Source organism: Stenotrophomonas sp. NY11291, from assembly GCF_023277365.1.
In the GTDB taxonomy this organism is placed as follows: Bacteria; Pseudomonadota; Gammaproteobacteria; order Xanthomonadales; family Xanthomonadaceae; genus Stenotrophomonas; species Stenotrophomonas geniculata.
In genome coordinates this window covers 2,473,690-2,499,926 of record NZ_CP096975.1, presented here as the reverse complement: position 1 = coordinate 2,499,926, position 26,237 = coordinate 2,473,690, and the positions used below count along the sequence as shown (strand labels likewise).

At 65.2% G+C, this 26,237-nt stretch carries 32 protein-coding genes; 21 read left to right on the top strand and 11 right to left on the bottom strand.

Going from position 1 to position 26,237, the window contains the following annotated elements; translation table 11 throughout:
- The first annotated feature begins 117 nt into the window (after positions 1-117).
- The 6 genes from M1L61_RS11780 (at position 118) to M1L61_RS11755 (ending at position 4,858) form a co-directional block, all read left to right on the top strand.
- Positions 118-1,281, top strand: coding sequence for a zinc-dependent alcohol dehydrogenase (locus M1L61_RS11780; RefSeq protein ID WP_029550776.1), 1,164 nt, complete (start codon positions 118-120; stop codon positions 1,279-1,281).
- A gap of 10 nt (positions 1,282-1,291) precedes the next feature.
- Positions 1,292-1,798: a hypothetical protein gene (locus M1L61_RS11775; RefSeq protein WP_197654008.1), complete on the top strand. Its 507-nt coding sequence runs from the start codon at positions 1,292-1,294 to the stop codon at positions 1,796-1,798.
- Positions 1,799-1,903: 105 nt separating this feature from the next.
- Positions 1,904-2,845: a hypothetical protein gene (locus M1L61_RS11770; RefSeq protein ID WP_053443035.1), complete on the top strand. Its 942-nt coding sequence runs from the start codon at positions 1,904-1,906 to the stop codon at positions 2,843-2,845.
- Positions 2,833-3,591 (top strand): PIG-L family deacetylase, encoded by a 759-nt coding sequence (locus M1L61_RS11765; RefSeq protein ID WP_197654009.1) that lies wholly within the window; start codon positions 2,833-2,835, stop codon positions 3,589-3,591. The genes M1L61_RS11770 and M1L61_RS11765 overlap by 13 nt, the downstream gene beginning before the upstream one ends.
- Positions 3,588-4,175 carry an SAM-dependent methyltransferase gene (locus M1L61_RS11760; protein WP_248853481.1) on the top strand — a complete coding sequence of 196 codons (588 nt, stop codon included), beginning with the start codon at positions 3,588-3,590 and terminating at the stop codon, positions 4,173-4,175. Before M1L61_RS11765 ends, M1L61_RS11760 begins: the two co-directional genes overlap by 4 nt.
- A complete protein-coding gene (locus tag M1L61_RS11755) occupies positions 4,172-4,858 on the top strand; it encodes a glycosyltransferase (protein ID WP_248853480.1) in 687 nt (228 codons plus the stop codon). Before M1L61_RS11760 ends, M1L61_RS11755 begins: the two co-directional genes overlap by 4 nt.
- 214 nt (positions 4,859-5,072) lie before the next feature.
- Here M1L61_RS11755 and M1L61_RS11750 read toward each other — a convergent pair whose 3' ends face one another.
- Positions 5,073-5,465: a response regulator gene (locus M1L61_RS11750; RefSeq protein WP_019337688.1), complete on the bottom strand. Its 393-nt coding sequence runs from the start codon at positions 5,463-5,465 to the stop codon at positions 5,073-5,075.
- Positions 5,466-5,668: 203 nt separating this feature from the next.
- On the opposite strand from M1L61_RS11750, the gene M1L61_RS11745 reads away from it, so the two are divergent.
- From M1L61_RS11745 to M1L61_RS11735, 3 genes are all read left to right on the top strand, one after another.
- Positions 5,669-6,013 (top strand): hypothetical protein, encoded by a 345-nt coding sequence (locus M1L61_RS11745; protein WP_099560605.1) that lies wholly within the window; start codon positions 5,669-5,671, stop codon positions 6,011-6,013.
- 159 nt (positions 6,014-6,172) lie between these two features.
- A complete protein-coding gene (locus tag M1L61_RS11740) occupies positions 6,173-6,694 on the top strand; it encodes a ferritin-like domain-containing protein (protein WP_019337686.1) in 522 nt (173 codons plus the stop codon).
- Positions 6,695-6,733: 39 nt separating this feature from the next.
- The gene (locus tag M1L61_RS11735; RefSeq protein ID WP_248853479.1) at positions 6,734-7,642 is read left to right on the top strand and encodes a manganese catalase family protein; all 909 of its coding nucleotides are present in this window, start codon (positions 6,734-6,736) and stop codon (positions 7,640-7,642) included.
- A gap of 119 nt (positions 7,643-7,761) precedes the next feature.
- Here M1L61_RS11735 and M1L61_RS11730 read toward each other — a convergent pair whose 3' ends face one another.
- Positions 7,762-8,070, bottom strand: coding sequence for a KGG domain-containing protein (locus tag M1L61_RS11730; protein WP_019337684.1), 309 nt, complete (start codon positions 8,068-8,070; stop codon positions 7,762-7,764).
- A 299-nt stretch (positions 8,071-8,369) separates the two neighbouring features.
- Between M1L61_RS11730 and M1L61_RS11725 the strand changes: the two genes are divergently transcribed.
- From M1L61_RS11725 to M1L61_RS11715, 3 genes are read left to right on the top strand one after another with little or no spacing between them, the layout of a single operon-like run.
- Entirely contained in the window at positions 8,370-8,837 is a 468-nt protein-coding gene (locus M1L61_RS11725) for a BLUF domain-containing protein (RefSeq protein ID WP_043395806.1), read from the top strand.
- Entirely contained in the window at positions 8,834-9,601 is a 768-nt protein-coding gene (locus M1L61_RS11720; protein ID WP_248853478.1) for a DUF72 domain-containing protein, read from the top strand. The genes M1L61_RS11725 and M1L61_RS11720 overlap by 4 nt, the downstream gene beginning before the upstream one ends.
- Positions 9,594-10,328: a DNA-formamidopyrimidine glycosylase family protein gene (locus tag M1L61_RS11715; protein ID WP_248854778.1), complete on the top strand. Its 735-nt coding sequence runs from the start codon at positions 9,594-9,596 to the stop codon at positions 10,326-10,328. Before M1L61_RS11720 ends, M1L61_RS11715 begins: the two co-directional genes overlap by 8 nt.
- 39 nt (positions 10,329-10,367) lie before the next feature.
- Here M1L61_RS11715 and M1L61_RS11710 read toward each other — a convergent pair whose 3' ends face one another.
- The gene (locus M1L61_RS11710) at positions 10,368-10,865 is read right to left on the bottom strand and encodes a DUF892 family protein (RefSeq protein WP_019659711.1); all 498 of its coding nucleotides are present in this window, start codon (positions 10,863-10,865) and stop codon (positions 10,368-10,370) included.
- 251 nt (positions 10,866-11,116) lie between these two features.
- On the opposite strand from M1L61_RS11710, the gene M1L61_RS11705 reads away from it, so the two are divergent.
- On the top strand, positions 11,117-11,293 hold the full coding sequence (locus M1L61_RS11705) for a DUF3606 domain-containing protein (RefSeq protein ID WP_019336566.1): 177 nt from the start codon (positions 11,117-11,119) through the stop codon (positions 11,291-11,293).
- Between the two features lie 13 nt (positions 11,294-11,306).
- Positions 11,307-13,856: a DNA ligase D gene (ligD, locus tag M1L61_RS11700; RefSeq protein WP_248853477.1), complete on the top strand. Its 2,550-nt coding sequence runs from the start codon at positions 11,307-11,309 to the stop codon at positions 13,854-13,856.
- 7 nt (positions 13,857-13,863) lie between these two features.
- Here the strand turns inward: ligD and M1L61_RS11695 are convergent, their stop codons facing one another.
- Positions 13,864-14,124 carry a hypothetical protein gene (locus M1L61_RS11695; RefSeq protein WP_248853476.1) on the bottom strand — a complete coding sequence of 87 codons (261 nt, stop codon included), beginning with the start codon at positions 14,122-14,124 and terminating at the stop codon, positions 13,864-13,866.
- A gap of 189 nt (positions 14,125-14,313) precedes the next feature.
- On the opposite strand from M1L61_RS11695, the gene M1L61_RS11690 reads away from it, so the two are divergent.
- Positions 14,314-14,763: a BLUF domain-containing protein gene (locus M1L61_RS11690; RefSeq protein ID WP_043395790.1), complete on the top strand. Its 450-nt coding sequence runs from the start codon at positions 14,314-14,316 to the stop codon at positions 14,761-14,763.
- 9 nt (positions 14,764-14,772) lie between these two features.
- Here the strand turns inward: M1L61_RS11690 and M1L61_RS11685 are convergent, their stop codons facing one another.
- Complete coding sequence (locus tag M1L61_RS11685; RefSeq protein WP_241885113.1) at positions 14,773-15,003, bottom strand: hypothetical protein; 231 nt, start codon at positions 15,001-15,003, stop codon at positions 14,773-14,775.
- 224 nt (positions 15,004-15,227) lie between these two features.
- Here M1L61_RS11685 and M1L61_RS11680 point away from each other — a divergent pair, with 224 nt between their 5' ends.
- Entirely contained in the window at positions 15,228-16,715 is a 1,488-nt protein-coding gene (locus tag M1L61_RS11680) for an FAD-dependent oxidoreductase (RefSeq protein ID WP_345779136.1), read from the top strand.
- A gap of 15 nt (positions 16,716-16,730) precedes the next feature.
- Here M1L61_RS11680 and M1L61_RS11675 read toward each other — a convergent pair whose 3' ends face one another.
- Positions 16,731-17,153, bottom strand: coding sequence for a low affinity iron permease family protein (locus tag M1L61_RS11675; protein WP_019336571.1), 423 nt, complete (start codon positions 17,151-17,153; stop codon positions 16,731-16,733).
- Complete coding sequence (locus M1L61_RS11670) at positions 17,150-17,404, bottom strand: hypothetical protein (protein ID WP_043395782.1); 255 nt, start codon at positions 17,402-17,404, stop codon at positions 17,150-17,152. The genes M1L61_RS11675 and M1L61_RS11670 overlap by 4 nt, the downstream gene beginning before the upstream one ends.
- 271 nt (positions 17,405-17,675) lie before the next feature.
- Between M1L61_RS11670 and M1L61_RS11665 the strand changes: the two genes are divergently transcribed.
- Together M1L61_RS11665 and M1L61_RS11660 are read left to right on the top strand one after the other, a co-directional pair.
- On the top strand, positions 17,676-20,327 hold the full coding sequence (locus tag M1L61_RS11665; RefSeq protein WP_248854757.1) for an excinuclease ABC subunit UvrA: 2,652 nt from the start codon (positions 17,676-17,678) through the stop codon (positions 20,325-20,327).
- 79 nt (positions 20,328-20,406) lie between these two features.
- A complete protein-coding gene (locus M1L61_RS11660; protein ID WP_019336574.1) occupies positions 20,407-20,727 on the top strand; it encodes a hypothetical protein in 321 nt (106 codons plus the stop codon).
- Here M1L61_RS11660 and M1L61_RS11655 read toward each other — a convergent pair.
- Entirely contained in the window at positions 20,724-21,005 is a 282-nt protein-coding gene (locus M1L61_RS11655) for a hypothetical protein (protein ID WP_248854756.1), read from the bottom strand. The two genes, M1L61_RS11660 and M1L61_RS11655, sit on opposite strands and share 4 nt — an antisense overlap.
- Before the next feature lie 153 nt (positions 21,006-21,158).
- Here M1L61_RS11655 and M1L61_RS11650 point away from each other — a divergent pair, with 153 nt between their 5' ends.
- Both M1L61_RS11650 and M1L61_RS11645 read left to right on the top strand, forming a co-directional pair.
- Positions 21,159-21,374: a hypothetical protein gene (locus M1L61_RS11650; RefSeq protein ID WP_044570206.1), complete on the top strand. Its 216-nt coding sequence runs from the start codon at positions 21,159-21,161 to the stop codon at positions 21,372-21,374.
- Between the two features lie 589 nt (positions 21,375-21,963).
- Complete coding sequence (locus M1L61_RS11645) at positions 21,964-22,263, top strand: hypothetical protein (protein WP_019336576.1); 300 nt, start codon at positions 21,964-21,966, stop codon at positions 22,261-22,263.
- A gap of 45 nt (positions 22,264-22,308) precedes the next feature.
- Here M1L61_RS11645 and M1L61_RS11640 read toward each other — a convergent pair whose 3' ends face one another.
- Together M1L61_RS11640 and M1L61_RS11635 are read right to left on the bottom strand one after the other, a co-directional pair.
- The gene (locus M1L61_RS11640; protein ID WP_099560612.1) at positions 22,309-22,620 is read right to left on the bottom strand and encodes a hypothetical protein; all 312 of its coding nucleotides are present in this window, start codon (positions 22,618-22,620) and stop codon (positions 22,309-22,311) included.
- 237 nt (positions 22,621-22,857) lie between these two features.
- Entirely contained in the window at positions 22,858-23,811 is a 954-nt protein-coding gene (locus tag M1L61_RS11635; protein WP_248854755.1) for an alpha/beta hydrolase, read from the bottom strand.
- 481 nt (positions 23,812-24,292) lie between these two features.
- Between M1L61_RS11635 and M1L61_RS11630 the strand changes: the two genes are divergently transcribed.
- Complete coding sequence (locus M1L61_RS11630; protein WP_058982997.1) at positions 24,293-25,213, top strand: MBL fold metallo-hydrolase; 921 nt, start codon at positions 24,293-24,295, stop codon at positions 25,211-25,213.
- Between the two features lie 114 nt (positions 25,214-25,327).
- Here the strand turns inward: M1L61_RS11630 and M1L61_RS11625 are convergent, their stop codons facing one another.
- A complete protein-coding gene (locus tag M1L61_RS11625) occupies positions 25,328-26,209 on the bottom strand; it encodes an RNA polymerase sigma-70 factor (RefSeq protein ID WP_248854754.1) in 882 nt (293 codons plus the stop codon).
- Positions 26,210-26,237: the final 28 nt, after the last annotated feature.

Sequence of the window (26,237 nt, the reverse complement as noted above, 5' to 3'; positions counted from 1 at the left end):
CACCGGTCCGGGTTAACGCCACGACGCCGCGGAATGAACGCTGCGCACACCCGGATGTCACCGCAGTAGGAGGAGCGCCCTGCGATGCTGGTGTTCCGATCTTTCTGGAGCACCGCGATGCAGGCATTGACCTATCACGGCCGCAAGGATGTGCGCGTCGAGACCGTGCCGGACCCGGTACTGGCGGCCGAGGATGATCTGATCCTGAGGGTGACCGCCACCGCCATCTGTGGTTCGGACCTGCACCTGTACCGGGGCAAGATTCCTGACCTGCACGATGGCGATGTGCTGGGCCACGAATTCATGGGCGTGGTGGAAGAGGTCGGCAGCGGCGTGACCCAGGTGAAACCCGGTGATCGCGTGGTGATCCCGTTTGTGATTGCCTGTGGCGAGTGCTTCCACTGCCGGCTGGCCGAGTATGCCGCCTGCGAGACCACAAATCCGGGCAAGGGCGCCGCACTGAATCAGAAGGGCATACTGCCTCCGGCCGCCTTGTTCGGCTACAGCCATCTGTATGGCGGCGTGGCCGGTGGGCAGGCCGAATTCGTGCGTGTACCGAAGGCGAATGTGGGTCCCTTGCGCATTCCGGAAGGCATTGCTGATGAGCAGGTGCTGTTCCTGTCTGACATTCTCCCCACCGGCTACCAGGCTGCGTTGAACGCAGGGGTCAAGGCAGGCTCGACGGTGGCCATCTTCGGTGCCGGGCCGGTGGGGCTGATGAGCGCAGCCTGCTGCCGGCTGCTGGGGGCCGAGACCATCTTCATGGTGGACCATCTTCGCTACCGCCTTGACTACGCGCGTCGCGCCTACGGGGTGACCCCCATCGACTTCAGAGAGATCGAGGACCCGGCCGATTACATCCTGACCCAGACCAGCGGGCGCGGCGCAGACGCCTGCATCGAGGCCGTAGGCTTCGAGGCCGAAGGCAGTGCGCTGGAGTCAGCGCTGACCGCCGTGAAACTGGAAGGCAGCAGCGGGGTGGCGATCCGGCAGTGCATCGCAGCGGCCCGCCGCGGCGGCGTGGTCAGCATCCCCGGTGTCTATGCCGGCTTCATCCACGGTTTCCTCCTGGGCGACGCGTTCGACAAGGGCTTGACGTTCAAGATGGGGCAGACCCATGTCCAGGGGCTGATGCCCGAGCTGCTGGACGCCATCATGGAAGGAAAGCTGGACCCGGGTGACATCATCTCGCACCGGATGCGCCTGGCCGATGCAGCGCAGGGCTATGCGATGTTTGATGCCAAGGATGACGACTGCCGCAAGATCGTTCTGACACCGTGAGCGTGGCGCCATGAGTGCGATTGTCGTGGGCTGTGTGTACGCACTGTGGTTGGTTGCCGGTTCGCTGGACTTCCATTTTCACCGCCGGACCGACCTTCCACACACCTCCGCGATGCGCGAAAGCCTGTTGCATGGGGTGCAGCTGCTTCTGATCGGCAGCGGCGTGCTGGCGTGGCTGCTGCTGGAAAACACGTTGTCGCTCCTCACGTTTCTGGCACTTCTGGTCATCGCACACGCGGTCGCCGGATACTTCGATACCGTCAGCGCGGACGGCCGTCGACGCATCAGCCCGGCGGAACAACATGTGCACAGCGTGTTGGATGCCGCGCCGTGGGTCCTGCTGGGCTGGGTCGGCTGGCAGGTGCACCCCCGGTGGTCGCTCGAAGTGAAATCTGCCGCACCAGACGTCTGGTGGTTCACCCTGTTGCCGGCACTGGGCCTGGTGGTGCTGCCATGGCTGTGGGAACTGCGGCAGTGCGTGCGTGCACGAGAGCAACGCACGCAGACGGGTCCGTGAGGATCACGGTACCGGGCATTCATGTGCCCGCCACGCCGTCAAGACAGGCATGTGACTGCCTGCCGCCTACGTTCATGGCGTATCTCCATTGCAGGTCTGCCACCCATGCAGGATGTGACGTCATCCTCTTCGCTGTTCAATCGCGCACGCCAGGTGCTGGTACAGCAACCGGCATTGCCTTTGCCCGGGGGCGGCCAGACGCTGCAGCGTTGGCAGGCGCTGGCAGCCTGGGGGGCAGAGGATCTCTGCCTGGCCAAGGTACTGGAGGCCCACTATGACGCCCAAGCGATTGCTGCCGAGTTGAGGGTGCCCATCCATGCTGAAGACACGTTGCTGGCGGTGTGGGCTGCAGAGGGTCCGGCCAACACCGTTCGCATCGATGCCGGCGGTGGACTGTACGGTGACAAACCCTGGTGTTCCGGCAGCGCATGGGTGGATTCGGCACTGGTAACGGTTCGCAACGCGCAGGGCGTGTGGCTATGCCAGGTGGCGGCGGAACACTGGCACACACTTGCAGGCGAGCCATGGCCCGCCGTGGGCATGGCCGCAATCCCGTCCACCACGGTGCGCTTTGACGGCGCACCGATGGTGATCCTGGGGACGCGCGATGACTACCTTCAGCGCCCGGGCTTCTGGCATGGCGGGGCAGGCATCGCGGCGGTCTGGTTTGGCGCAGCGGCCGCATTGGCCGAGCGCATGCGACCGGCCTGCACCGAGGGGAATCGCGCGCGGCTGCTGGGTGAAGTGGACCTCGCCCTGGGCCCGGCTGCCGCGCTGCTTCGCGAACTGGCGGCGCGCATCGACGCCGCGCCCGAACTGGCCCATCGCGAAGATGTGGTGCGCCTGCGCTGTGTGGTCGAGCGTGCGGCAACGCGTGTGCTGGACCTGGCGGGTCGCGCGCTGGGCCCGGGCCCGATGTGCCTGGAGGCCTCCCATGCCCGGCGCTGCGCGGACCTGACCGTGTTCCTTCGCCAGAGCCACGCCGATCGCGATTGGGAATGGCTGGGCGAGCAGCGTGCCACACAGGAGGCGACATGGGCGCTGTAGCCAGGACACCCCTGCAAGGGGAAGGAACCCAGGAGAAAGCCTGGCTGCACTGCGATTGGCTCTGGCAGCAACCGACCATACCGGCAACCGCACTCTGCAGCGGGCATGACCGCATGGTGGTGGTCGCGCCGCATCCGGATGACGAAATACTCGGCTGTGGCGGGCTGCTGCATCACGCTGTGGGGCAGGGTATCGACGTCAGTGTCGTTGCGGTGACCGACGGTGAAGCATGCTATCCGGGCGAGCCGTGGTGGACGCCCGAACGCCTGCGATCAACGCGCCGAGCGGAGCTTGCCGCGGCATTGGGCGAACTCGGTATTCCGGTCGGCTCCATCTTCCACCTGGGTATCGCCGACGGCGCGGTCAGCGCGCACGAGCAGGGGCTGGAAGGCTGGCTGCAGCAGTATCTGCAACCGCGCGATCTGGTCCTGGCGCCATGGCGGTTTGATGGCCACCCCGATCACGAAGCCGCAGGGCGCGCTGCCTGCCGCGCCGCGCGGGCGGCCGGTTGCCACCGGCTGGAGTACCCGGTGTGGGGCTGGCACTGGCTTGACCCTGCCTGCGCACATATGGCGTGGGAGGTTCCGAAGCTGATCGACATTTCAGCGGTGGCGTCCGCAAAACGAAACGCGATCGCGCATTTCCGGACGCAGACGGGTGACGTGGCGGGCCTGAACAGCCCGCCGGTGCTGCCCGCACATGTACTCGCCCGATTCTTCCGAAACTACGAGGTGTTTCTGGCATGAGCGCCCAACCGTACTTTGATGACCTGCATGAGCAGGAGGACCCGTTCGGCTACCGCAGCCGGTGGTATGAAGAGCGCAAGCGTGCGCTGCTGCTGGCAAGCCTCAGCCAGCGCCAGTTCGCTCGCGGCTGGGAACTGGGGTGTTCCAACGGCGTACTGACCGAGGCGCTGGCGGCACGTTGCGAACGCCTGCTTGCAACCGACATCAGTCCACGTGCGGCGTTCCAGGCGCGCCGCAACCTGGCCCATCTGCCGCACGTGCAGGTCCATTGCGCCAGCCATCCCGAGCAATGGCCGCCAGGACGCTTCGACCTGATCGTCTGCGGCGAAATGGGCTACTACCTGGGGGCAGGCGCACTGCGCGAACTGCGCGGTGGCATCGATGAAGCACTTCGCGATGACGGCCTGCTGGTCGCCTGCCATTGGTTGCCCTCGTTCCCGGGACGCGCGAGCCGGACCGAGGTGGTGCATCGATGCCTGGGGGAAGGCCTGCAGGAAGCCTTCCACTACCGCGATGCGGACTTCGTGCTTGAGGGATGGACACGGGGCCCCTTGTCATTGGCCCGGAACGAGGGCTTGCGGTGATAGGCGTCCTGATACCCGCCCACAATGAGGCGGACAGTATCGCGCGGTGCCTGCAATCCATCCGGGTGGCGGCCCTGCACCCAGGCCTCGGCGGCGAAGCAGTGGAGGTAATGGTCGCGCTGGACGCTTGTACGGATGCAACGGGCACCATCTGCCACCGATACCGGGTCGGGAGCGTACAGCTGGATGCACGCTGCGTCGGTGTCGCCCGGGCCGCAGCCGCTGCTGAACTGCTGGGGCGGGGCGCCAGGTGGCTGGCAAGCACGGACGCTGACAGTGAGGTGCCTCCCGAGTGGCTGGCCGCACAGGTTCAGAGCAGTTGTGACACTTTCTGCGGACTGGTGGACATAGCGACGACCTGCCAGAGTGAACGGCGCCTGCGCAGGGCATTCCAGGCAAGGCAGCAGTGGGGCGACCATCATGGGCGCATCCACGGTGCCAACCTCGGCGTCTCTGCCTGTTCCTATCGGGCCGTTGGCGGCTTTGCTCCCCTGCACTGTAGTGAAGACGTGGCGCTTGTCAGAGCGCTGCAACGCCGCGGTGCGGAGGTGCGATGGGCCAGCGCTCCCGTGGTGATGACCAGTGCGCGTCTGCAGGGGCGCGCTACAGGTGGATTCTCCGCTTATCTGGCGGCGCTGGGTGGCGAGCGCTCTGGCGCGGAAGCACCCGCCCTGATCACCTGAGGGTCAGCGACTCCGTCACGCAAGGGTCCCGTGTTATGGGAGCGTGCAGTTTAGGAAAGCGTTGGGACAGGGCAGGCCACGAAGGCCCTCATCCCTGCCTACTACGAGATCCGCAGCGTGGCGCGCAGCAACTGGGATGGCCTCTCCCGTGGTGGCGCGCTGCGCCAGCTGAGCCTGGTGGTGGCCCCGTACCTGGGGTGACGGTTGTATGGAGTCAATGCGCGGGCGGCTGCGCGCAGGTATCGCCCAGCACGCGCCGGACCGTGTCCTGCAATTGACTCACATGGAACGGTTTGGCCACGAAGGCTGCGCGCCGGTGGCGCTGCGGCACCAGCTGGTCGTAGACCGCAGAGACAAACAGGTAGGGGATGCCGAGTTCTGCCAGGCGATCAGCGACGGGAAAGACCACACCGTCGCGAAGTTCGACATCGAGCACGGCGCCGTCGAACCGCTGGGTGTCCAGCAGCCCGAGAGCGTCGAACACGCTGTAGGCATGCGTCACCTGATCGCCGACGTCCTCAAGGGCGTGCTCCATGAGTGCGGCCAGGTCGAGTTGGTCTTCCACCAGCAGCAGGTTGCATCTGCGCTGGCCGGTTGCGGATTGCATGCGTGCATGCCTGTGTTGTCCTGGGAACACCAGTTTCTGCTGTGCTGCATCAAGATCCTGCGTGTGCATTGTCAGTCCGGCGCGAAGCTCTGCGCGCGTGGCCAACCTCGTGGAGGAGGCGTGGAAGGCGTTATGGATTTCGTTGACGGCTTCTTGGCATGCACTGTGGATACTGCCGCCGACCCCTTATCGGAGTTTCTGTCATGCCTCAATCCGGAACCGAAGCGGCCTCTCCTGGCGTGCTGCGTATCGAGTGCATGCCGCTCGATTGTGGCGGCGCCGCCATTGTCGTGGAACTGGACCGTACGCCTGATCGGACATGGATGAAGTCGCTGAAGCGAGCGCTGCTGGCCGACGACGCCCTGGACGGTGCACAGGCCAAGTTTGATGGGCGCTTTGTCTATGTCGTGGGCGTGGACGGCGGCGCGCATCGTGCTGAACATCGGGTCATGCAGGCCGTGATGGCGGCAGAGGGCGCTGGCGCCTCCAACGCCAGGCGCCAGCGCCCTGCAGTCAACGTAGGCGTATCCAGCGCCTTGGCGAACTGAGAGCGCCCGGGTCCAGCAAGGGGACGCGGATGTTGTTATCGCCGCATCAGCGCTGCGTGCAGCGCCGAGCTTCGGCGGATCACAGCGGCCGACAAGGCGGTGATTGCCAGCGCTCCACCATGGTCTCCGGAGGCATGTTGCCCCGCACCGGAGATCGAGATGGCAGACCAGAACACCGCCCGAAGCGAGCGCCTGCTGAAGTGGCTGCAGGACGCCTACGCCATGGAACAGGAAGCGGAGACCATGATGAAGGCCATGGCTTCGCGGATCGAGAACTATCCCCAGCTTGCCGCACGCGTCAGCCAGCACGTCCAGGAGACGCAGGGGCAGGCAGCTTCCCTGCGCGAGTGCATTGAGGCGCTTGGGGGAAGCGTGCCGACCGCAAAGGGGCTGTTCGCGAGCATGACTGCCGCCCTCCACGCGGCGGGCACCAGTCTGATGGAGGACGAGGTGGTCAAGAGCGTAGGCCTCTCGTTCGGCTTCGAGAATACCGAGATCGCCACGTACCGAGCGCTGGTGATCGCTGCCGAGCGCGCCGGCGCGCCCGACATTGCGGCCGTGTGTGGCCAGATCCTGCAGGAAGAGGTTGCCATGGCGCGTTGGCTGGAGGACCACCAGGACGGACTGGTCGGAGCGTTCCTCAACCGTGACGAAACGCCTGGCGCCCAGGCCAAGCGTTGACCCCGAAGCCAGCCCACGCCAGCCACCGGAGAAACCCTCATGTTCTTTCATCACAAGAAGCTGATGTACACCGTACGCGTGCGCGAATCCAACCCGCAGCTCGCCAGTCTCATGCTTGAACAGTTCGGCGGCCCACAGGGCGAGTTGGCCGCGGCGATGCGCTACTTCACCCAGGGACTTGGCGAATGCGACCCCGGGCGCAAGGACCTGTTGATGGACATCGCCACCGAGGAGATCAGCCATCTGGAGATCATCGGCACCATCATCGCCATGCTCAACCGCGGGCCCAAGGCGATCCAGTCCGAAGGGCTTGCCGAGGCCGAGGACATGCGCCTGCTGGGCCAGAACAGCACCAGCCACACCGAACAGATCCTGTACGGTGGCGGCCCCGCGCTGGTCAATTCCAGCGGGGTGCCGTGGACAGCCGCCTACATCGACTCGATCGGCGACCCCACCGCCGACCTGCGCTCGAACATCGCGGCCGAAGCGCGCGCCAAGCTGGTGTATGAGCGCTTGATCAACGTCACCGACGACCCCGGCATCAAGGATGCGCTGCGCTTCCTGATGACGCGCGAGATCGCGCACATGAAGTCATTCGAGAAGGCGCTGCACAGCATCCAGCCCAACTTCCCGCCGGGCAAGCTGCCGGGGGACCCTGCATTCACCGATCTGTACATGGGCATGTCGCAGGGCGACGGCGCCGACGACCTGCAGGGCAGCTGGAACAGCGGCGAGCTCTGGGAGCGGGTCAGCGACCGCGAGGCACAGGCCGCTGTGGATGGTGGCGACGGCGGCGGCACGGTGGACCTGGACCCACGCGAACAAGCGGCAGTACAGGCCATGACCCTGCGCACGCTCTCCGACCCGGAAGCGCGGCCGACCACCGGGGCCGAGCTGGGGGCCGGCCCGGGCGCAGGCGCACTGGACCTGCCACCACGCGAGCCGTGAAAGAACCCGGTGCGCCCGTGCGGCGCCCCGGTTGCAACGCCCCTGGGCAGCGTGGGGCATACGAAAGTGGGCGGACATCACGTCCGCCCACGAAGGGATGCATCGGGTTTCAGCGCCGATCAGCGCTGCTGGCCACCGCGGTTGTTGCCGCCGCGTTGCTGCTGTTGCTGCCCGCCTCCCTGGTTACCACCGCCACGGCTGTTCTGGCCGCCTTCGCGGCCGATGTCAGCCATGTGCTGGCGGTCCTGGCTCACCGCTTCGCCACCCTTGCGGCCGGCTTCGCGTGCTTCTTCCGAGCTGAATTCATGGGCGTTGCCTGACTCGTGCGCGGCACGTCCACCCTTGGCGGCGATCTCGCGCTGCTTGTCCTCGTCCATCGAAGCGAAACCGCGGTTGCTGGTGCCCTGGTTCTGGTTCTGGTTGGCCATGGAAAGTCTCCTTGGGTTCAGCCGCCGCATTGGCGGCAGCGACCATCTTCCAGATCCGGCGCTAGACGGCGGTGGCACGACTGCCAACGTCGCGTCATCCCGAAGGCGCTGATTCCTCATCCGGCCTCCACGAACATTCGTGCGTGCGCACAGTGGCAGGCACACGTTCAGCGGCCCAACCGCGCGTCAACGCGATGCGGAAGGTACACGCCACAGTTCGACGCAGCCTCCACACCGGTCTCACCGCGCGTACGATCGGTGTGGCTAAGGTAGAGCGGTCTGCAACAACCGGTGGTGCCATGCCCTTCAGAGCGATTGCCTATGTAAGTGAAGCCTCCCGCAACCTGACGGAACAGCGGCTGCAGGAACTTGTGGCAGAGGCGGTGCAGTTCAATGAGTCCGCCGATGTCACCGGCACATTGCTGTTCGACGGCTCGCGCTTCCTGCAGTATCTGGAGGGCCCGGAGGCCGGGATCAATGCGGCTTACGCGCGCATTCTCGCGGCCGGCAGCCACAGTGGGATCGTCGAACTGAACCGGGGCAGGGTGGGGCGCCGGCAGTTTCCGCACTGGCGGATGCGCAGCGTGCGGGTGGATGAGCTCGCGCTGGGGAAGATCGCCATATCCGACTGGACCGGCTTCGTGCGCAGCGCGTCGGCGCTGGAATCGGGCACCAGCGCCCTGGATCGACTACTGTCGGTTTCGCAATCGCAGACGGAAGCAGGCGCGGGCGGCATCATGGAACCAGACGGGCAGCTGGCACGATGATGTCGTCAGCCGCCCCGGTGGTGCCTGAGCTGCTACGCGTCGGCTGTGCGGGGTGGTCGCTGTCGCGGTCGGATCAGGAGGCGTTCGGCGCGGGCGACAGCGCTCTGCAGCGCTACGTCACACGCCTGCCGATGGTGGAGATCAACTCATCCTTCTATCGACCGCACCAGGCCAAGACCTATGCGCGATGGGCGGCGAGCGTGCCGGAGGGCTTCCGGTTCGCGGTGAAACTCCCGCGCGAGATCAGCCATGAGCATCGGCTGCGTGATGCAATGCAACCGCTCGAGCGGTTCTTTGAAGGCGTGCTGGAACTGGGTGGAAAGCTCGGTCCGTTGCTGCTGCAGTTGCCGCCCAGCCTGGTGTACGACACGGTCACGGCCGAAGCCTTCCTGCGGGGCCTGCGCGCGCGCACGCAGGCCGAAGTAGCGTGCGAGCCGCGCCATCCGAGTTGGTTTACGGCGGACGTGGATGCGCTGCTGAGCGCGCATGGCGTTGCACGGGTTGCCGCAGATCCAGCACGTGTGCCGGCGGCAGCGATTCCCGGCGGTGATCGCACGTGGAGCTACTGGCGCTGGCACGGCCAGCCGCAGATCTATCGCAGTGCCTACGACGAGCCGACCCTTGCCCACCTTGCGCGGCAGCTGCTGGCCGAGGCCGACGCGCAACGACCCGCCTGGTTCGTACTGGACAATACCGCGCTGGGTCACGCCACCGGCAATGCCCTGCACCTGCAGGCGCTGCTGCAGGAGAACGAACATGCCTGAAGGCCCTTCGATCGTCCTGCTGCGCGAAGCAACGAGCCATTTCAAGGGGCACGTGGTCCGCACCGTCTCCGGGAACAGCCGCATCGACCTGTCGCCGCTGCAGGGCCGAAGGGTCAAGGCGGTCCGCAGTTGGGGCAAGCACTTCCTGCTGGAATTCAGCCATCACACGCTGCGCATCCATCTGATGATGTTCGGCAGCTGGCGCATCGACGAGCGGAAGCCAGCCCCGGCGCGGGTATCGCTGGTGTTCGACAACGGTGAGCTGAACTTCTATGCGTGTTCCGTGCGCCTGATCGATCAGCCTCTGGACGACATCTACGATTGGCGGGCGGACGTGATGAACGATGCCTGGGATCCGAAGCTGGCCAGGCGCAAGCTGAAAACCATGCCGGACGTCCTTGTCTGCGATGCGCTTCTGGACCAGACGGTCTTCGCCGGCGTCGGCAACATCATCAAGAACGAGGTGCTGTTCCGGATAGGCGTGCATCCCGCCACCCGATTGGGCGACCTGCCGCCACGCAGGCTTACCGCGCTGATCGAGCAGGCCCGCGCCTACAGCTTCGATTTCCTGGAATGGAAGCGCTGCCTTGAGCTGAAGAAGCATTGGCAGGTGCACACGAAGAAGGTCTGTCCCGTGTGCGGTGGCCCGATCAGCAAGCTCTACATGGGGACCACGCGGCGACACACGTTCTTCTGCCCCAATGATCAAGTGCTGTACGGGCCCTGAGGCTGCCGTCCGTGGCAGCCGGGTTCCGGGGCGCGTCGATCAGGCGGCCTGCGCTGCCTTGGCGTTGCCGCCGCCCTTGGCCAGCAGGGTGAGCTTTTCGTCGGTGGCTTTCTCTTCCTCAAGCGTCTCGAGCAGCAACGGCAGGGCGTCCTTGTAGCCCAGTTGCTTGGCCAGCGCGGCGATGGTGCCGTAGGACGCAATCTCGTAATGCTCGACCTTCTGTGCGCCACCGATCAGGGCGGCATCGCGCACAGGGCCCTTGTCGATGCTGTCGATCACTTCCTTGCCTTCCTCCACCAGGCCCTCCATCGCCGCGCACTTGATGCGCTTCAGGCGAATGCCCAGGATCTCCACAACCTGGTCGATGCGCTCGATCTGGCCCTGGGTTTCTTCCAGGTGCGTTTCAAACGCCGTGGCCAGGTCCGGGTTCTCGGCCGCACGGGCCAGGCGCGGGAGGGCCTTGGTCAGCTGCTTCTCGGCGCTGTAGATGTCCGAGAGTTCGTGGATGAACAGGTCTTCCGCCGTCTTGATAGCCATACTGGGCTCCGCTGTGAATGGAGCACTCAGAGTAGGTCCCGCCCGGTTGCGATCAGGCGGGGGCCAGGTGAAGGCGGCATGTGAACGCCAACGCGAACCTTGCGCGTTGTCTTCACGAGGTGGCGTCTGTCGCCTGCCTGCCGCAGTCCCGATGCCGGCAGGCCTTCGCCATGGCTTCACGGTGACATCGCCTGGTGCCCATGAGCGGGCCGGTACGGTCACTTCACGCCCGATCACGCGTGGAGACTCCCATGAGCGACGACAAGAAGAACACCGGCCGCCCGGACCGGGATCGCATCAACGTCAACGAAGATTACGAGCTGCAGTACTGGACCACGGCGCTGGGCGTGTCCGCCGAGGAACTTCGTGCCGCTGTGGCGGCGGTCGGCCCCACAGCCGTTGCTGTCCGCAAGCATCTGGGAAAATAGCGCGGAGTTGCCCATGTCCCTGGTCGAGTACCGCCGCAAGCGCAGTTTTGACAAGACCAAGGAGCCCGAGCCGGGCAAGGCGCTACCGAAAGGGCAACGCGCCATTTTCGTGGTGCAGCTGCACCACGCCAGCCGCAGGCACTACGACTTCCGCCTGCAGGTGGGTGACGCGCTGAAGAGCTGGGCCGTGCCCAAGGGGCTCAGTTACGACCCGAAGGTCAAGCGCATGGCGGTGGAGGTGGAAGATCATCCTGTCGACTATGCGACCTTCGAAGGCGAAATCCCCAAAGGCCAGTACGGCGGCGGCCATGTCGCCCAGTTCGACCACGGTGTGTGGGCTACGCAGGGCGACCCGGAAGCCCAGCTCGCCAAGGGCCATCTACGATTCGAGCTGTTCGGCGCCAAGCTCAAGGGTGGATGGCATCTGGTCCGTTCAGGCAAGCCAGCGCGCCAGCCACAGTGGCTGCTGTTCAAGGACGACGATGAATTTGCGAGCGACATCGAGGCAGACGATCTGCTGGCGGATGTTGCTGTAGCGCCCCCGGTGGACCTGAAGCGTGCCGGGGCCGGAAAGACCGCGAAGAAGAAACTCACGGTCGTACCCGCCACACGCGCCCGACGAAAGAACTGGGCGAAGAAGGCCCTGGCGCTCAGCAAGGCAAGAAAGGCCGCAGCGCCGTCCGGTCCCTTCGAACCGCAGTTGGCCAAGCTGGGCGAAGCGCCGCCCCAGGGCGAGCAGTGGGTCCATGAGATCAAATGGGATGGGTACCGCATCCTTGCCACGGTGGCCAAGGGCAACGTGCAGCTGTGGTCGCGGAACGCACTGGAATGGACCGGCAGGCTCCCTGAAATACGTGACGCGATCGCGGCACTGGGCCTCACCTCGGCGGCACTGGACGGTGAGCTCATCGCCGGCGCCGGCACCAGGGAGGACTTCAACCTGCTGCAGGCCACGCTCTCCGGCGAGCGCCAGGGCGTGCTGACGTATGCATTGTTCGATCTGCTGCACCTTGATGGCGTGGACGTCGCCGATGCGCCCTTGCTGGAACGCAAGGCCCTCCTGCAATCCGTGCTGGAAGGGCAGGGCAGGCCATTGGCGTTCAGTTCGCATGTACAGGGGGATGGCGACGCGGCCTATCGCCTGGCCGGTGAGCAGCACTTCGAAGGCATCATTTCCAAGCGCGCCGATCGCAGCTACCACAGTGGCCGCAGTGAGGATTGGCGGAAGACCAAACAGCTGGCCAGCGACGAGTTTGCGGTGGTCGGATACACCACGCCGAAAGGCAGCCGCACCGGGTTCGGCTCGCTGCTGCTGGCGCGGCCAGACCCGAAACATGGCTGGCTCTACGTCGGCCGCGTCGGATCCGGGTTCTCGGACGAACTGATCGGCCAAGTCAGCAGGCGCATCGAAGGCGGCGGCGGCCGCAAGCCGACGGCGCACGTACCCACCCAGGACACCGACCTGCGCGCCGCGACCTGGTTCCCGCCGCGTTTCGTGGTGGAAGTCTTCTATCGCGGGATTGGCGGGCAGAAGCTGTTGCACCAGGCGTCACTGAAGGCGGTACGGTCGGACAAGGACATCGCCGATCTCGCAGATTCCGATCGCGCCGGGCCGGTCACGGTCTCTGGTGGGAAGTCCGCAACGGCGCGTCCTGCGCGCGATGCGAAAACGTCACCCGCTACCGACCGCACACCGCCCGCGCTGTCGTCTCCCGGCAAGATCCTGTTTCCTGGCGATGGCTACACCAAGCAGGAGGTATGGGACTACTACGCAGCAGTGATGGAACATCTCCTGCCCGAGGTGGTTGATCGTCCGCTGTCGATCATCCGATGCCCCAGTGGCACCGCAAAACCCTGCTTCTTCCAGAAACACCATACAGCCGGGCTGGAGTTGGTCGACGCAGTAAAGCTCAAAGAAGAAAGCGGTATAAACGCCCATTACCTGGTGGTGCGGGACGCAGCCAGCCTGCTTGAACTGGTGCAGTTCAACGCGTTGGAGTTCCACCCCTGGGGCAGCCACGCCGAAGCGCCCGACAAGGCCGACCGCGTGGTGTTCGACCTGGATCCAGGACCGGACGTACCCTTTGCCGAGGTCAAGAAAGCGGCGACCGACATCCGGAAACTGCTGGCGCAGCTGGAGCTGGAATCGTTCCTGCGTGTATCCGGTGGCAAGGGCCTGCACGTGGTCGTGCCGCTCAATCCGGGATGCGACTGGGACCTGACCAGGCGCTTTGCGAAGGGTTTCGCCGATGCGCTGGCGCAATCCGAGCCCCAGCGATTCCTGGCAACGGCCACCAAAAGCCTCCGCAACAAGCGGATCTTCGTGGACTATCTGCGCAATGGGCGCGGTGCGACGGCGGTTGCGTCCTACTCGCTGCGGGCCAGGCCGGGGGCACCGGTAGCACTGCCGATCGCCTGGGGCGATCTGACGAAACTCAAGCGCGCAGACGCGTTCACGATCAAGGACGTGCCAGCAAAGCTGAAACGGCAGCGCAAAGACCCTTGGGCCGGTATCGGGAAAGTGAAACAGAATCTTGCGCGATGGGCGCAGGCAGACCCGTAGCCCGCGCCTACGCTTCGGGCGCCTGCACGCTACCGGGCAATACATGATCGCATTCGACCAGCCGCGCGTTGCTGACCGTCTGGCGCGACGGACAAGCACCGCACACCAGCGTCGTTCCACCGGGTACCGCCCCCAACGCGTCCCCCGACAACTGCGTAATCCCGCCGCAGGTGTTGCAGCGCACGCGAATGGACCTGACGCGCTCAATACCCTGCACGCCGGAAGCGGCGTCCAGCTCCAGAAAATGGAAAAGGCCGGTATTGGGCATGGGGTGCTCCCGAGTCATCTGCCCCAAGCGTAAACGATCCATGGCATTGGGCGGGGAGGCGTCCTGCATGCCGTTTGTCGGCTGGGTCCCAACTGATTCACAAAATGCACAGGATGGGAACAACTGCGGGGCGCAGGTGGCCTATCCTAGCGGCACGGAATCTGGGGGGATTCACTACAGGAGCAGTCAATGCCGATCAGGGCAGTCGCATACGTCAGCGAAGCGGGCCCCGCCGTTGCGGGTGACCCGTTGGGCCTGCGCAGCGGGAAGCTGGACGATCTGGTCGATGATGCCGCCCGCTTCAACCGAAATGCCGGCGTTACCGGAGTTCTGCTGTTCGATGGCGCCCGCTTCCTGCAGTACATGGAGGGACCCGAGGACGGCTTGAGCGTGGCGTACTCGCGAGTGGTAGGTGCTTCCAGCCACGCAGGGCTCATCGAGTTGCAGCGGGGCAGGGTGGGCAACCGGCGACTCCCGTTCTGGCCGATGCGTTGGCTGCCGACGCAACCCGAGCAGTTGAAAATTCTTGCGTGCGCGGACTGGTCGGGGTTCGCCCAGCACAGCGGTGACGAAGCGCCAACCGAGACGGCGATGGATGTCCTGGCCAGGTTGGTGGAACCCTATGCCGTCGCGGCGTGATCCACCGGCCTAGCGACCTCCATAGCGTTCGGCCCACGGAATCTCGCCGCTGCACACATGGAGGTGCCCGGTGCGCATCACGCAATACAGCCGCGCCTCCGGCTCCGCGCTGGCAGCGATATAGTCCAATGCCTCGGCGAGCATGCGGATGAACTGCGGCTCGGGGTAGAACGCTGCCCAGGTCGGCAGCAATTCCTCCAGTTGCGCGATCATCAGATCGGTTTCCAAGTGCGTGCTCACTGCCTGATCCTCCTTCCAGGCACGTTAGCGACCACGCTGCAAGCAAGGAGTTGCGGTTCGCAGAGGCGACACAGGCGTGTTGCCCACGCAACGCTCACCTGGCCTTGACCATGGCGTTGATCGTGGCAGCGCGTGAGCATCATCTGCACGACCACGCCACCGTCGTTTCACCCGGCAAGGCGTATCAGAGAGGCCTCCCAGCTGAAGCTGCAAGGATCTCTTTCATGTCCGAACCGCGCGCCAGCTTATGGTCAGCTGACACCGAGTCGCACAGCTTCCGCCCCCTTGCCGGCACGACGCGCGCGGACGTGCTGGTGGTGGGCGCCGGCATGACCGGCCTGCTGACAGCGGCCCGCCTGGCCGATAGCGGTCTGGATGTGCTGGTGGTTGATGCGGGGCCCATCGGCGGGCGCAATACGGTGATGTCCACCGGCAATCTTTACGCGCCCGTCTCCCGGCTGGCCGATCTGATCTCCCGTTGGGGCGGCGACACGGCCAGCCGTGTCGTGCAGTGGCGGCAGCAGGCGCTGCGGTCCATCGAAACACTGGTTCATCGCTACGATCTGCGCTGTGGCTTCCAACGCGTGGGCATGCAGTACGGTGTGCAGGATCGCACCCGCGAGGTCACCGCGCAGTTCGAGCGTGAGCTGCAGGCCTATCAGCGCGTCGGCCTGCAGTGCGAACACCGGCAGTCCGGGCTGCCGTTTGCATTGGGCCACGCCTTCCGCGTTCCCGATCAGGCGCAGTTGGATCCTGCGGCGTTCTGCAGGCAACTGGCACGTCATCTGGCAGGTCGCGTGCGCATCCACGACTGGACCCGGATCAACCGCATCGAGGCATCCGCCGGCGTTGCGACAGCCGATGGCGCCCGCATACAGGCCAGGCAGTTCGTGCTGGCTACGCATTCGCCCGCAGGCTTCAACCTGGTGCAGGCCGAGATGGAGGTGTACCGCGAGTACGGGGTGGCGGTGCCGGTTGCCAACCTACCTGCGGCAGGCATTCACTGGATCGCCGACCGGCACCGCTCATTGCGCGGGGTGCACGGCGCTGATGGCCGCGACTGGCTTGTGCTGGTTGGCGAAACACACCGCACCGGCGAAACGCCAGCGGAGGATCCGGCCCAGCATCTGCTAGCCGACGCGCGCCGCAACTTCAACGTGCAGGGCGAGCCGCTGTGCTGGTCGGCCCAGCAATTCCGGCCCGCCGACCAGCTGCCCTACATCGGCAGCAGCGCGCACGATAATGTGTGGGTCGCTACCGGCTATGGGCCGGACGGTTTGACCTGGGCAGGCGTGGCCGCGCGCGCGATCACCGAGGGAATCATGGGCACGGCCAGCGAGATCGAGCAGCTGCTCAGCCCCATGCGTTTCACGCCGGTGCGCTCGGCATCGGGCTGGGCCCGCACCAACGCCACGGTGGCGCGGCACATGGTGGGAGATCGCCTTGCCACGGCGCCGTCGCACTCACCCAGTGAGCTCGCCCGTGGTTGCGGCGCACTGCTGGACGTGGACGGAAAGCGCACCGCGGTCTACCGCGACGAGTGCGGGCGCCTGCACATGATGTCGGCGCTCTGCCCGCACCTGAAGTGCGTTGTCCAATGGAATGGCCATGAGCGCACCTGGGACTGCCCCTGCCACGGCAGCCGCTTTTCCGCCACCGGAGCGCTGCTGGAAGGCCCTGCCAGGCAGGGCCTCACACCAGAACAGCTGTAGGCGCAGGCATCCACCTCAGGCTTCGGCGGCTGCATCCGCATCGCAGGGCATGCAGCGCTCCTTCTTGGACTTGATGTCTGCAGCGGTCTTCGCCAGTGCCTCGTAACGCTGGCGTATCTCTTCAAGATGGGCCGGCTCCATCGACTCCAGGTTCAACAACTCCTGGTTGGCGTCCTTGCTCACCCGGATCAGTTCATCCAGCTTGATGTGCAGCGCAGCGGTATCGGCGTTCTGCGTATGCTGGATCAGGAACACCATCAGGAAGGTCACGATAGTGGTTCCTGTATTCACCACCAGCTGCCACGTGTCATTGAAGTGGAAGGCCGGCCCGCTGGCAGCCCAGGTGATGATCACCCCCAGCGCTGCGACGAATGCCCCCAGGCTGCCAGACAATCGCGCCGTCGCCGCCGCGACACGGGCGAAACCGCGCCGGATCACTGGTCACCTCCCGCGGCCTCCTCATCCGTGTGGCGGTCCGGCAGTTTGACCCGCTCCCCGAGGCGCTTGGCCTGCTCGTCCGGCGTGGGCGCAGCGACGAAGGGGGAGATCGGGTCACTGGCGGGGAAGGTTTCCTGCAGCGCTTCGTCATGATTGCGGCGGTTGTGCAGCGTCGCCTGCAGCGGACTGACAGGATCGGGGCGCTGCGCCTCCGTGTCCGGATGGGGAAGGTCTTTCTGGTCGCGTTGCATGGTGCATCTCCAGGTTGATCACCACCTCGCAGGTGGCGGGCCCAGCATAGGAATGCACTGTGAGCGGCCTCATCAAGGGCGGGGCAACGTGGCGTCAATCCTTCAGGCAACGCGCGTTAACAATCAGCGTGGCGGCGCGGTCTGCGTCGGCCATGGCGTTCTGATGCGGCACGTGGTTGCGCACCCCCTCACGCCATTCACCCCGCAACAGCGAGAATGGCCTACCGGGCGCACCATGCGCGAGCCGCCCACCGATTGCAGGAATGCTGAGATGTCCAACACCCCCTTTGGCGAGTCGTCATGTGCTGCCGCAGCCAGCGGTTGCATCGAAGTCCGCGGTGCGCGCGAGCACAACCTGAAGAATGTCGATGTCTCCATTCCGCGCAATGCACTGGTGGTGTTCTCCGGCGTGTCGGGATCCGGCAAGTCCTCGTTGGCCTTCGGCACGGTTTTCGCCGAGGCGCAGCGGCGCTACTTCGAATCCGTCGCACCCTATGCGCGCCGCCTGATCGACCAGGCGGGCGTGCCCGATGTGGATGCCATCGACGGGCTGCCCCCGGCGGTCGCCCTGCAGCAGCAGCGCGGCGCCAGCAATGCGCGCTCCTCGGTGGGCAGCGTGACCACGCTGTCCAGCCTGGTGCGCATGATGTTTTCGCGGGCGGGAGCCTACCCGGCCCACCAGCCCATGCTGTACGCCGAAGACTTCTCGCCCAACACCCCACAGGGCGCCTGCAGCACCTGCCATGGCCTGGGGTATGTCTACGAAGTGACTGAAGCACTGATGGTTCCGGACCCGTCGCTGAGCATCCGCGAGCGCGCCATCGCGTCCTGGCCACCGGCATGGCATGGCCAGAACCTGCGCGACATCCTGGTCACGCTGGGCTACGACATCGATGTGCCGTGGAAGAAACTGCCGAAGAAGGACCGTGAGTGGATCCTGCTCACCGAGGAGACGCCCACCGTGCCGGTCTATGCCGGCTTCACGCCGGCCGAGACCCGTACCGCACTCAAGCGCAAGCAGGAGCCCAGCTACATGGGCACCTATACCGGCGCGCGCCGTTACGTGCTGCACACCTTTGCCAACACCCAGAGCGCCTTGATGCGCAGGCGTGTTTCGCGCTACATGGAAGGCAAGCTGTGCCCCGCCTGCCACGGAAAGCGCCTGAAGCCGGAGGCGCTTTCGGTCACCTTTGCCGGTGTGGATATCGGCGAGTTCATGCGGCTGCCATTGGACCAGCTGGCGGCGTTGCTCGAGCCCATCGCGCGGGGCGACTTCAGTGCACACAGCCACGGCGCGCGTTCCAGCAGGCGTGCAACGCCCCGCGATCGCGCCAAGCGGGCAGCAAGTGGCCGCGCGACCCACGAAGGCGCACCCGACGTGCGCCTGACCTCAGCCTTGTCTGAGGAAAAGCGCCTGGCGGCACAACGCCTGGCGGGCGGGGTCATGGCGCGTGTACGGCAACTGCGAGAGCTCGGCCTGGGCTATCTATCACTTGATCGCGCCACGCCCACGCTATCGGCCGGCGAACTGCAGCGCCTGCGGCTGGCCACGCAGCTCAGCTCGTTGCTGTTTGGCGTGCTGTACGTGCTCGACGAGCCCTCGGCCGGCCTGCATCCGGCTGACAGCCAGGCGCTGTACGACGCGCTGGACCGGCTGCGCGACGGCGGCAACTCGGTGTTCGTTGTCGAGCACGATCTGGAACTGATGCGCCGCGCGCAGTGGCTGGTGGACGTGGGACCGGAGGCCGGCGAGCGGGGAGGGCGCGTGCTTTACAGCGGCGAACCCGATGGCCTGCGCCAGGTAAAGGATTCGCGCACGGCCCGGTATCTGTTCGACCAGGTGCCTGCGCCTGCCAGCCGGCAGCGCAGTGCCAACAGCTGGCTCGAACTGAAGGGCATCCATCGCCACAACCTGCAGGGCGTGGACGCGCAGGTGCCGCTGGGGCTGCTGACAGCAGTGACCGGCATTTCCGGATCGGGCAAGTCCAGCCTGATGGCACAAGCGCTGCCCGAGCTGATGCTGCTGCACCTGGGGCACGAGCCCGTGGACGACAGCGCCGACAGCACGCCCCCGGATGGGCCGACCGTGATGGAAGCGACGCGGGGCCAGCTGGCCGGCGATGTGGACGCCATTCAACGCGTGGTGCAGGTCGACCAGAAGCCCATCGGCCGCACGCCACGATCCAACCTGGCCACCTACACCGGCCTGTTCGACCACGTGCGCAAGCTGTTCGCCGCAACGCCAGACGCGCGCCGCCGTCGCTTCGATGCGGGACGCTTCTCGTTCAACGTGGCCAAGGGCCGGTGCGAGACCTGCGAAGGCGAGGGCTTCGTCAGTGTCGAACTGCTGTTCATGCCAAGCGTCTATGCGCCGTGCCCGACCTGCCATGGCGCCCGCTACAACGAGGCCACGCTGAAGGTGTTGTGGAACGACCGCAACATCGCCGAGGTCCTGCAGATGACGGTCGACCAGGCGCACGCGTTCTTCGCCGAAGAAGACGCCATTGCCCGCCCGCTGCAGTTGCTGCAGGAAATAGGTCTGGGCTACCTGCGGCTGGGGCAGCCGGCCACCGAGCTTTCAGGCGGTGAAGCACAGCGCATCAAGCTGGCGACCGAGCTGCAGCGCAGCCAGCGCGGGCGCACGCTGTATGTGCTGGATGAGCCCACCACCGGCCTGCATGCATCTGACGCGGACAGGTTGCTGGCGCAGCTGCAACGACTGGTGGAGGCAGGCAACACCGTGGTGATGATCGAACACGACATGCGTTCGGTCGCACAGGCAGATTGGGTGATTGATGTCGGGCCAGGTGCAGGCGGTGCGGGCGGCACCATCGTGGCGAAGGGCACGCCGCAACAGGTGGCCCGCGCCAAGGGCAGCAGGACGGCGCCGTTTCTTGCGCGCGAGCTGGGACAGGCCAGCTGACGCCATCTCATCTGGGGCTGGACGCATTCTGTTGTACTGTGGGAGTACTCGCAGCGCCCATCAGCGAGAGGATGGTCAGGTGAACGCTTCCATGCTCCCAAGAATCGTCGGCTTCGATGTCCCGTTGTTGCATGAGCGTGTAGACGCATCCACCGACGAAGCCATCACCGCGCTGCTGGATCTGGCGCCCGGCGCTCGCTGGACAGAGATGTTCCTCATCAAGTGCAGGGCCCTGGCGTCCCAGCTCCAGCTGGCGGATGTTCGCATTGAAGGCGCCAGGATCTACTTCTACGGATCCATCAGCGATTCTCGTGGACTTGCCGACGCGGTGATGTCCATTGTCCACGTACTGAATGATGAGTTGATGCGCGAGCGGAATCACGCGGCCAGCCGCGCCTAAGCGCAGCCAAGCAGGGACCAGCACCGATCGGCAATCTCTGCTGCGCCAGGGTGGCCGCGCAGGCTCGATCGCTTCGCAAGCCTGTCCTGCAGATCGTCGATCCATGCCGACCGGGTGCCATGCGGATCTCTCACATAAATATCGCAGGCAAGCCGGATAACGGGCGCCACTTCATATCGGAAGCTCATCGCGGGCAGGGCGCCCAGGTTGAACGCGATTTTCCAGTGGGCCAGCTCGCGCTCGACGTCGACAACGTGCTTGCTTCTTCCATGGATCATGGCGTTACCCCTTTTCGAAACTCCACTGTACACGCTTGTTGCTGCGGGCCTGTTCATGACCCTTGTTCATATGGGACGCGTCCCCGTACGTTCCCGTAACGGCGACACGCCCACAGTCAATCGGCAGCAGACTTGCTGCGGCGGAGAATCGAAATGAACAGCGTCCCCGAACAGAACAGGAATGACCGCTCCAACGCGTCCGCTGAAGCAGAACAGCCTGCACAGCAGGGGCAGGGCGAGGGGGGCGAACCCGGCGGGGAGGAGCCCGGTAAGCAAGGACAGCAACAGCAGCAGGACAACAAGGATCGCGAGAGCCCGAAGCCAGCGGATGAAAAGAAGGGCGGTCTCGGCGGCGATACGCGCCGCTGAGGAACAGGAGGAGCCGCGCGCCGCGCGGCTGCTTCCGCGGTAGACAGGGAGCGGGCATGTCCTCGCAAAGCCAGGCGATCAGCCTGATGACCAAGATCATGTACCAATGTCGTCCGGAGAGAACCACGACGATGGCGCAATGCCGTTGCTGCCACGCACCCAGCCCTGGCGGGATGGAATGCGCACGATGCCTGACCGGAAGGCTCGGCGACATGATTCACAATCGCGGCGCAGCATTCAGCTGGCTTGAATCATTCCGCAGGGTCCAGCAGGACGAAGCACACGTATTCGAATGCGCAAAGCGCGTCGACGCGACATCTCCCTAGGCGTCGCATCCGGACCTGACATTGCGCAAGCGTATGCTCGGGTCATTCAGGAGCAACGCGATGAATTTTACGATCTGCATCTACGATAGAACGGGCACGGGCCTCCGTCTGCCCGCGGGATGGTGGATCGACCTTCAGTCCGATCTGCCTGCACTGGTGAAGGGTGCTGCGCGCATCGACCTTCCGCGATCTTCGAAAGACGAGCATCCACGATTGGATCCTGAGGTTCTCAGGGATCTTTTCCGGCGCATTGGAGGCTCGCAGTGGCTAAGTTGAATCCAGCCCCGTCCCTGGGAGTCCGCTGGCTGTTCTTTCGTCTTCGCAACGGGCAGTCCATCAGTCCTGCCCGGTTGATGTCTGTCTGGTCCGAGGCAGCTGAATCCAGCGACTGCGCCGTGCGCCGCGAAATCATCGACGGCGCCGGCTATGTCTATGCCCTGTACGCGCCCAACAGCCTGCTTTCACCCAGGCGCGTGGAGCTACGCATGAGAACGCTGCTGGAGGAAGCTGGCTACGCCTTCACGATGGGCAGCCTGGCGGGCCGGCACCCGGGCGACGGTTGAGGCGCGTAGCTGGCGCTGCGTCCGCAAGCGCCCGGAACGCGCTCGTCATTCCGGAGTGTCTGGTTCCAGAGGTTCGTCAGGCTTTGGATCAAAGAGCGCCAGCATCCGTTCACGGCGGCATTGTTCGAGCCAGTGGTGCCATATCTCCACCTCGTCCATCAGCCCCGTGGCACCGCATGCGGGGCAAGTGAGCGTCGTGCCCAATGGGCTTGTCTGAATGCCGGCGTTCTCGCTCATTGACGAGCGCAGGCCGCAACTCTTGCAGGTAGATCGCAACTGATCAAGGCGAACGATTGCGCCATTGCGCGCAAGAAGGGGCTGGATCGCGTGGATCCGGAAGGCATTGGGAGGATGCATGGCCGTGTCGTCTAAGGCTGGACACGGGAGCAAAGGATTCTGCGCCGGAGAAGAGCCGTGAGGGCGCAGTGTCCTCCGTTGGAGGTTAACCCTTCATCAAAGTGCGGAACGCGCTCCATCGTTGGCCTGAAATCCCACGGCCGCAATCGTGCACTGACGCGGCACCCGGCGCTTCTCCGGTGCCAGCCCTGCTTCTGGGAAGGAAGGGCTCTGCCATCACAACAGAGCCCCGGTCACTCACTTTTCCTGCAGGAACGCCAGCAGATCCTGGTTGACCTTGTCCTTGTGGGTGTCGGTCAGGCCATGCGGCGCACCCGGGTAGACAATCAGCTTTGCGCCCTTGATCAGTTTCGCCGACTGGCGGCCGGAGATATCGATCGGCACGATCTGGTCGTCGTCACCGTGGATGACCAGGGTGGGCACATCGAACTTCTTCAGGTCCGCGCGGAAATCGGTGGCCGAGAACGCAGCGATCGAATCGTAGGTGTTCTTGTGGCCGCCCTGCATGCCCTGCGCCCACCACGCATCGATCAACCCCTGCGACACCTTCGCGCCCGGGCGGTTGAAGCCATAGAACGGGCCCGACGGAATGTCCTTGTACAGCTGCGCGCGGTTATCCATCTGCGCCTTGCGGATGCCATCGAACACTTCAATCGGCAGGCCGTTCGGGTTGTCGGCGGTCTTCAGCATGAACGGCGGTACCGAGCTGATCAGCACGGCCTTCTTCACCCGCCCCGTGCCATGCCGGCCAATGTAGCGCGCCACTTCGCCGCCACCGGTGGAGAAGCCCACCAGGGTCACATCGTGCAGGTCCAGCGTATTGATCACCGTGGCCAGGTCATCGGCGTAATGATCCATATCGTTGCCGTCCCACGGCTGGCTGGAGCGACCGTGGCCACGACGGTCATGCGCGATGACACGGTAGCCATGATCGGCCAGGAAGATCATCTGCGATTCCCAGCTGTCTGAGTTCAACGGCCAGCCGTGGCTGAAGGTGACGACCGGGCCGTCCTTCGGGCCCCAGTCCTTGTAGTACAGCTGCACGCCATCGGCGGTGGTGATGTAGCTGGCGGTGCGCGCGATGCTGGTGACTGCAGCCGGCGTGGCCGGTTCGGCGGCCTGCGCGGACAGGCCGGCCTGGACCGAGAGGGCGAGGGCGGCAACGGCCAGGGTACGGGCGAAGGTGTTCATGCGGGAACTCTCATGGGTGGGTGGTGAGACGTACTTTGCGCCCGCGATCAGGCGCCAGGGATATGACAAGTCCGAATTTCTTGATAGATCGTCCTGAGTGCACGGATCCACAGTGGGGTCGACTGGATGATCATCCGAAGCTGCCCGACCTGGGCCTGCGCGCTACCGAACAAGCCAGAGGCGCTTGCAATGGTGGCATTGCAGCCGGTTCCGCATTGCTTCCCGGAACGCAACATGACGTACCCCTTCACGGCGCTACCGCACCTGCGGCGTACTGCCTAGGCTGATCCCACACGGCACCTGCCGTGTTCCGGGCCCATTGCCCGCGCAGTGGCCCGTCTTCCCATGAACTCCGCAGCGCTGGCCTGCCAGGCAACCGTGCCCTGGCAATGTCACTGCCTGCGCCATGGGCAGGCGCCCGGATTCGTTCGCGCCAGCCTTGCATTGCTGCCCGCCAAATGGCTCTTCGTGGAGATCCCTCATGTTCAGTATGGAAAACACCGCCGCGCCCATTGCCCCCGCCCTCGATGAACTGGTGCCCTCGCGCTACGCCCTGAAAGTGGGCGACGTCGAAGTGCTGGTGATCAGCGATGGCGTCCTGCCGTTGCCCACCCAGATGCTCGGCCACAACGTACCGGCGGCCGACCGTGCCGAATGGTTCGAAGAGATGTACCTGCCGCAGGATGCCTTCGACTGGGCATTGAACGTAATGGTGGTGCACAGCGGGGATCGCACCATTCTCATCGATGCCGGCCTGGGCATGGACCCGGACCTGCAGCTGCCGCGCGCCGGCCAGCTGATCCGTCGCCTTGGTGCTGCCGGTATCAACCTGGGCGAAATCACCGATGTGGTGATCACCCACATGCACATGGACCACGTCGGCGGGCTGCTGGTTGAAGGTGTGAAGGAACAGCTGCGCCCGGACCTGAAGATCCACGTGGCCGCAGCGGAGGTGGAGTTCTGGAAGTCGCCGGACTTCAGCCGCACCAACATGCCGCAGGGTTTCCCCGATGCGCTACGCGCCACGGCCAAGCACTTCTGGGCCGAGTACAGCAGCTATGTGCACACCTTCCAGGACGAACAGCAGATCGCCCCGGGCGTGACGGCCCGCCGTACCGGTGGGCATACCCCGGGCCACTGCGTGGTGCGCGTGGCGTCTGCGGGGCACGCCTTGACCTTTGCCGGTGACGCGGTATTCGCGGTCGGCTTCGACCAGCCGAACTGGCACAACGGTTTTGAGCACGACCCGGAGGAATCCGCACGCGTACGCATCGCTCTGCTGAAGGAACTGGCCGGCACCGGCGAAATGCTGGTGGCCACGCATCTTCCGTTCCCGTCAGTGGGCCGGGTGTCGCTGGAGGGCGAGACGTTCCGCTGGGTGCCGGTGTTCTGGGACTTCTGATCGGATCCTGCGGATACAGCGCAAGCAGGGGTTTTCGACGGGGCGCATCGGCGCCCCGCTCGAATCCCGCAAGGACGAGGCCGACAACGGACGCCATCCACACCTGGCGTGAAACTACTGGATGGCGGTAGGGCGAGCCAACCGCTGCAGCTTGTGCGGGTTGCGCTGCACCAGGATCTGCGTGATCCGTTCGCCATCGGTCTCGAAGGCCATCGCCGCCTCCAGCACGCCATCGAAATAGCGCAGCAGTCCCAACCGTCCGTTGAGCATGGCCGGTACCATCCGCAATTGCGCGCTGCGCCGCAGGTGCGGGGCATACAGCAGCTGGGCAATGCGTGTGCTGCCGAGCAAAGGCCCGGGAAAGCTGGTGACGATACCGCCGCCGTCACCCACCAGCTCGGCCGATTCGGCCATCAACGCCTTCATCGTGCGGAAATCTCCACTGGATGCAGCCTCGGCGAAGCGGCGCAGCAGTTTCTGGTGCACGTCCTGCGGGACGTTGTAGCGCGGGCGCTCCTGCCTGAGCTGACGGCGTGCGCGATGCACGATCTGCCGGCAGGCGGCTTCCGTCTTGTCCAGTGTGCGCGCGACCACTGCGTAATCCTGATCGAACACATCGTGCAGCAGGAAGGCCGCACGTGCATCCGGGGCCAACCGTTCCAGCACACTGAGGAAGGCGACCGACAGATCGCTGGCGGTTTCCAGCACGTACTCGGGCGTGGCGGCGTCATCGGTCAGCAGCGGCTCGGGCAACCACATGCCCACATAGTGTTCGCGCGCATGCCGTGCCAGGCGCAGGCCATCAATGGCGCGACGGGTGGTGGCCGCCACCAGCCAGGCTTCCGGATTCTCGATCTGTGACTGGTCGGCGCCATGCCAGCGCAGCCAGACATCCTGCACCACGTCTTCGGCTTCGTGCGAAGACCCAAGCATGCGGTAGGCCACGCCGAACAGGCGTGGGCGGAGGCGTGAGAACAGCGCAGTGGATTCGTCCATGCCAGCGTAGACGGGACAGGTCCCCGGA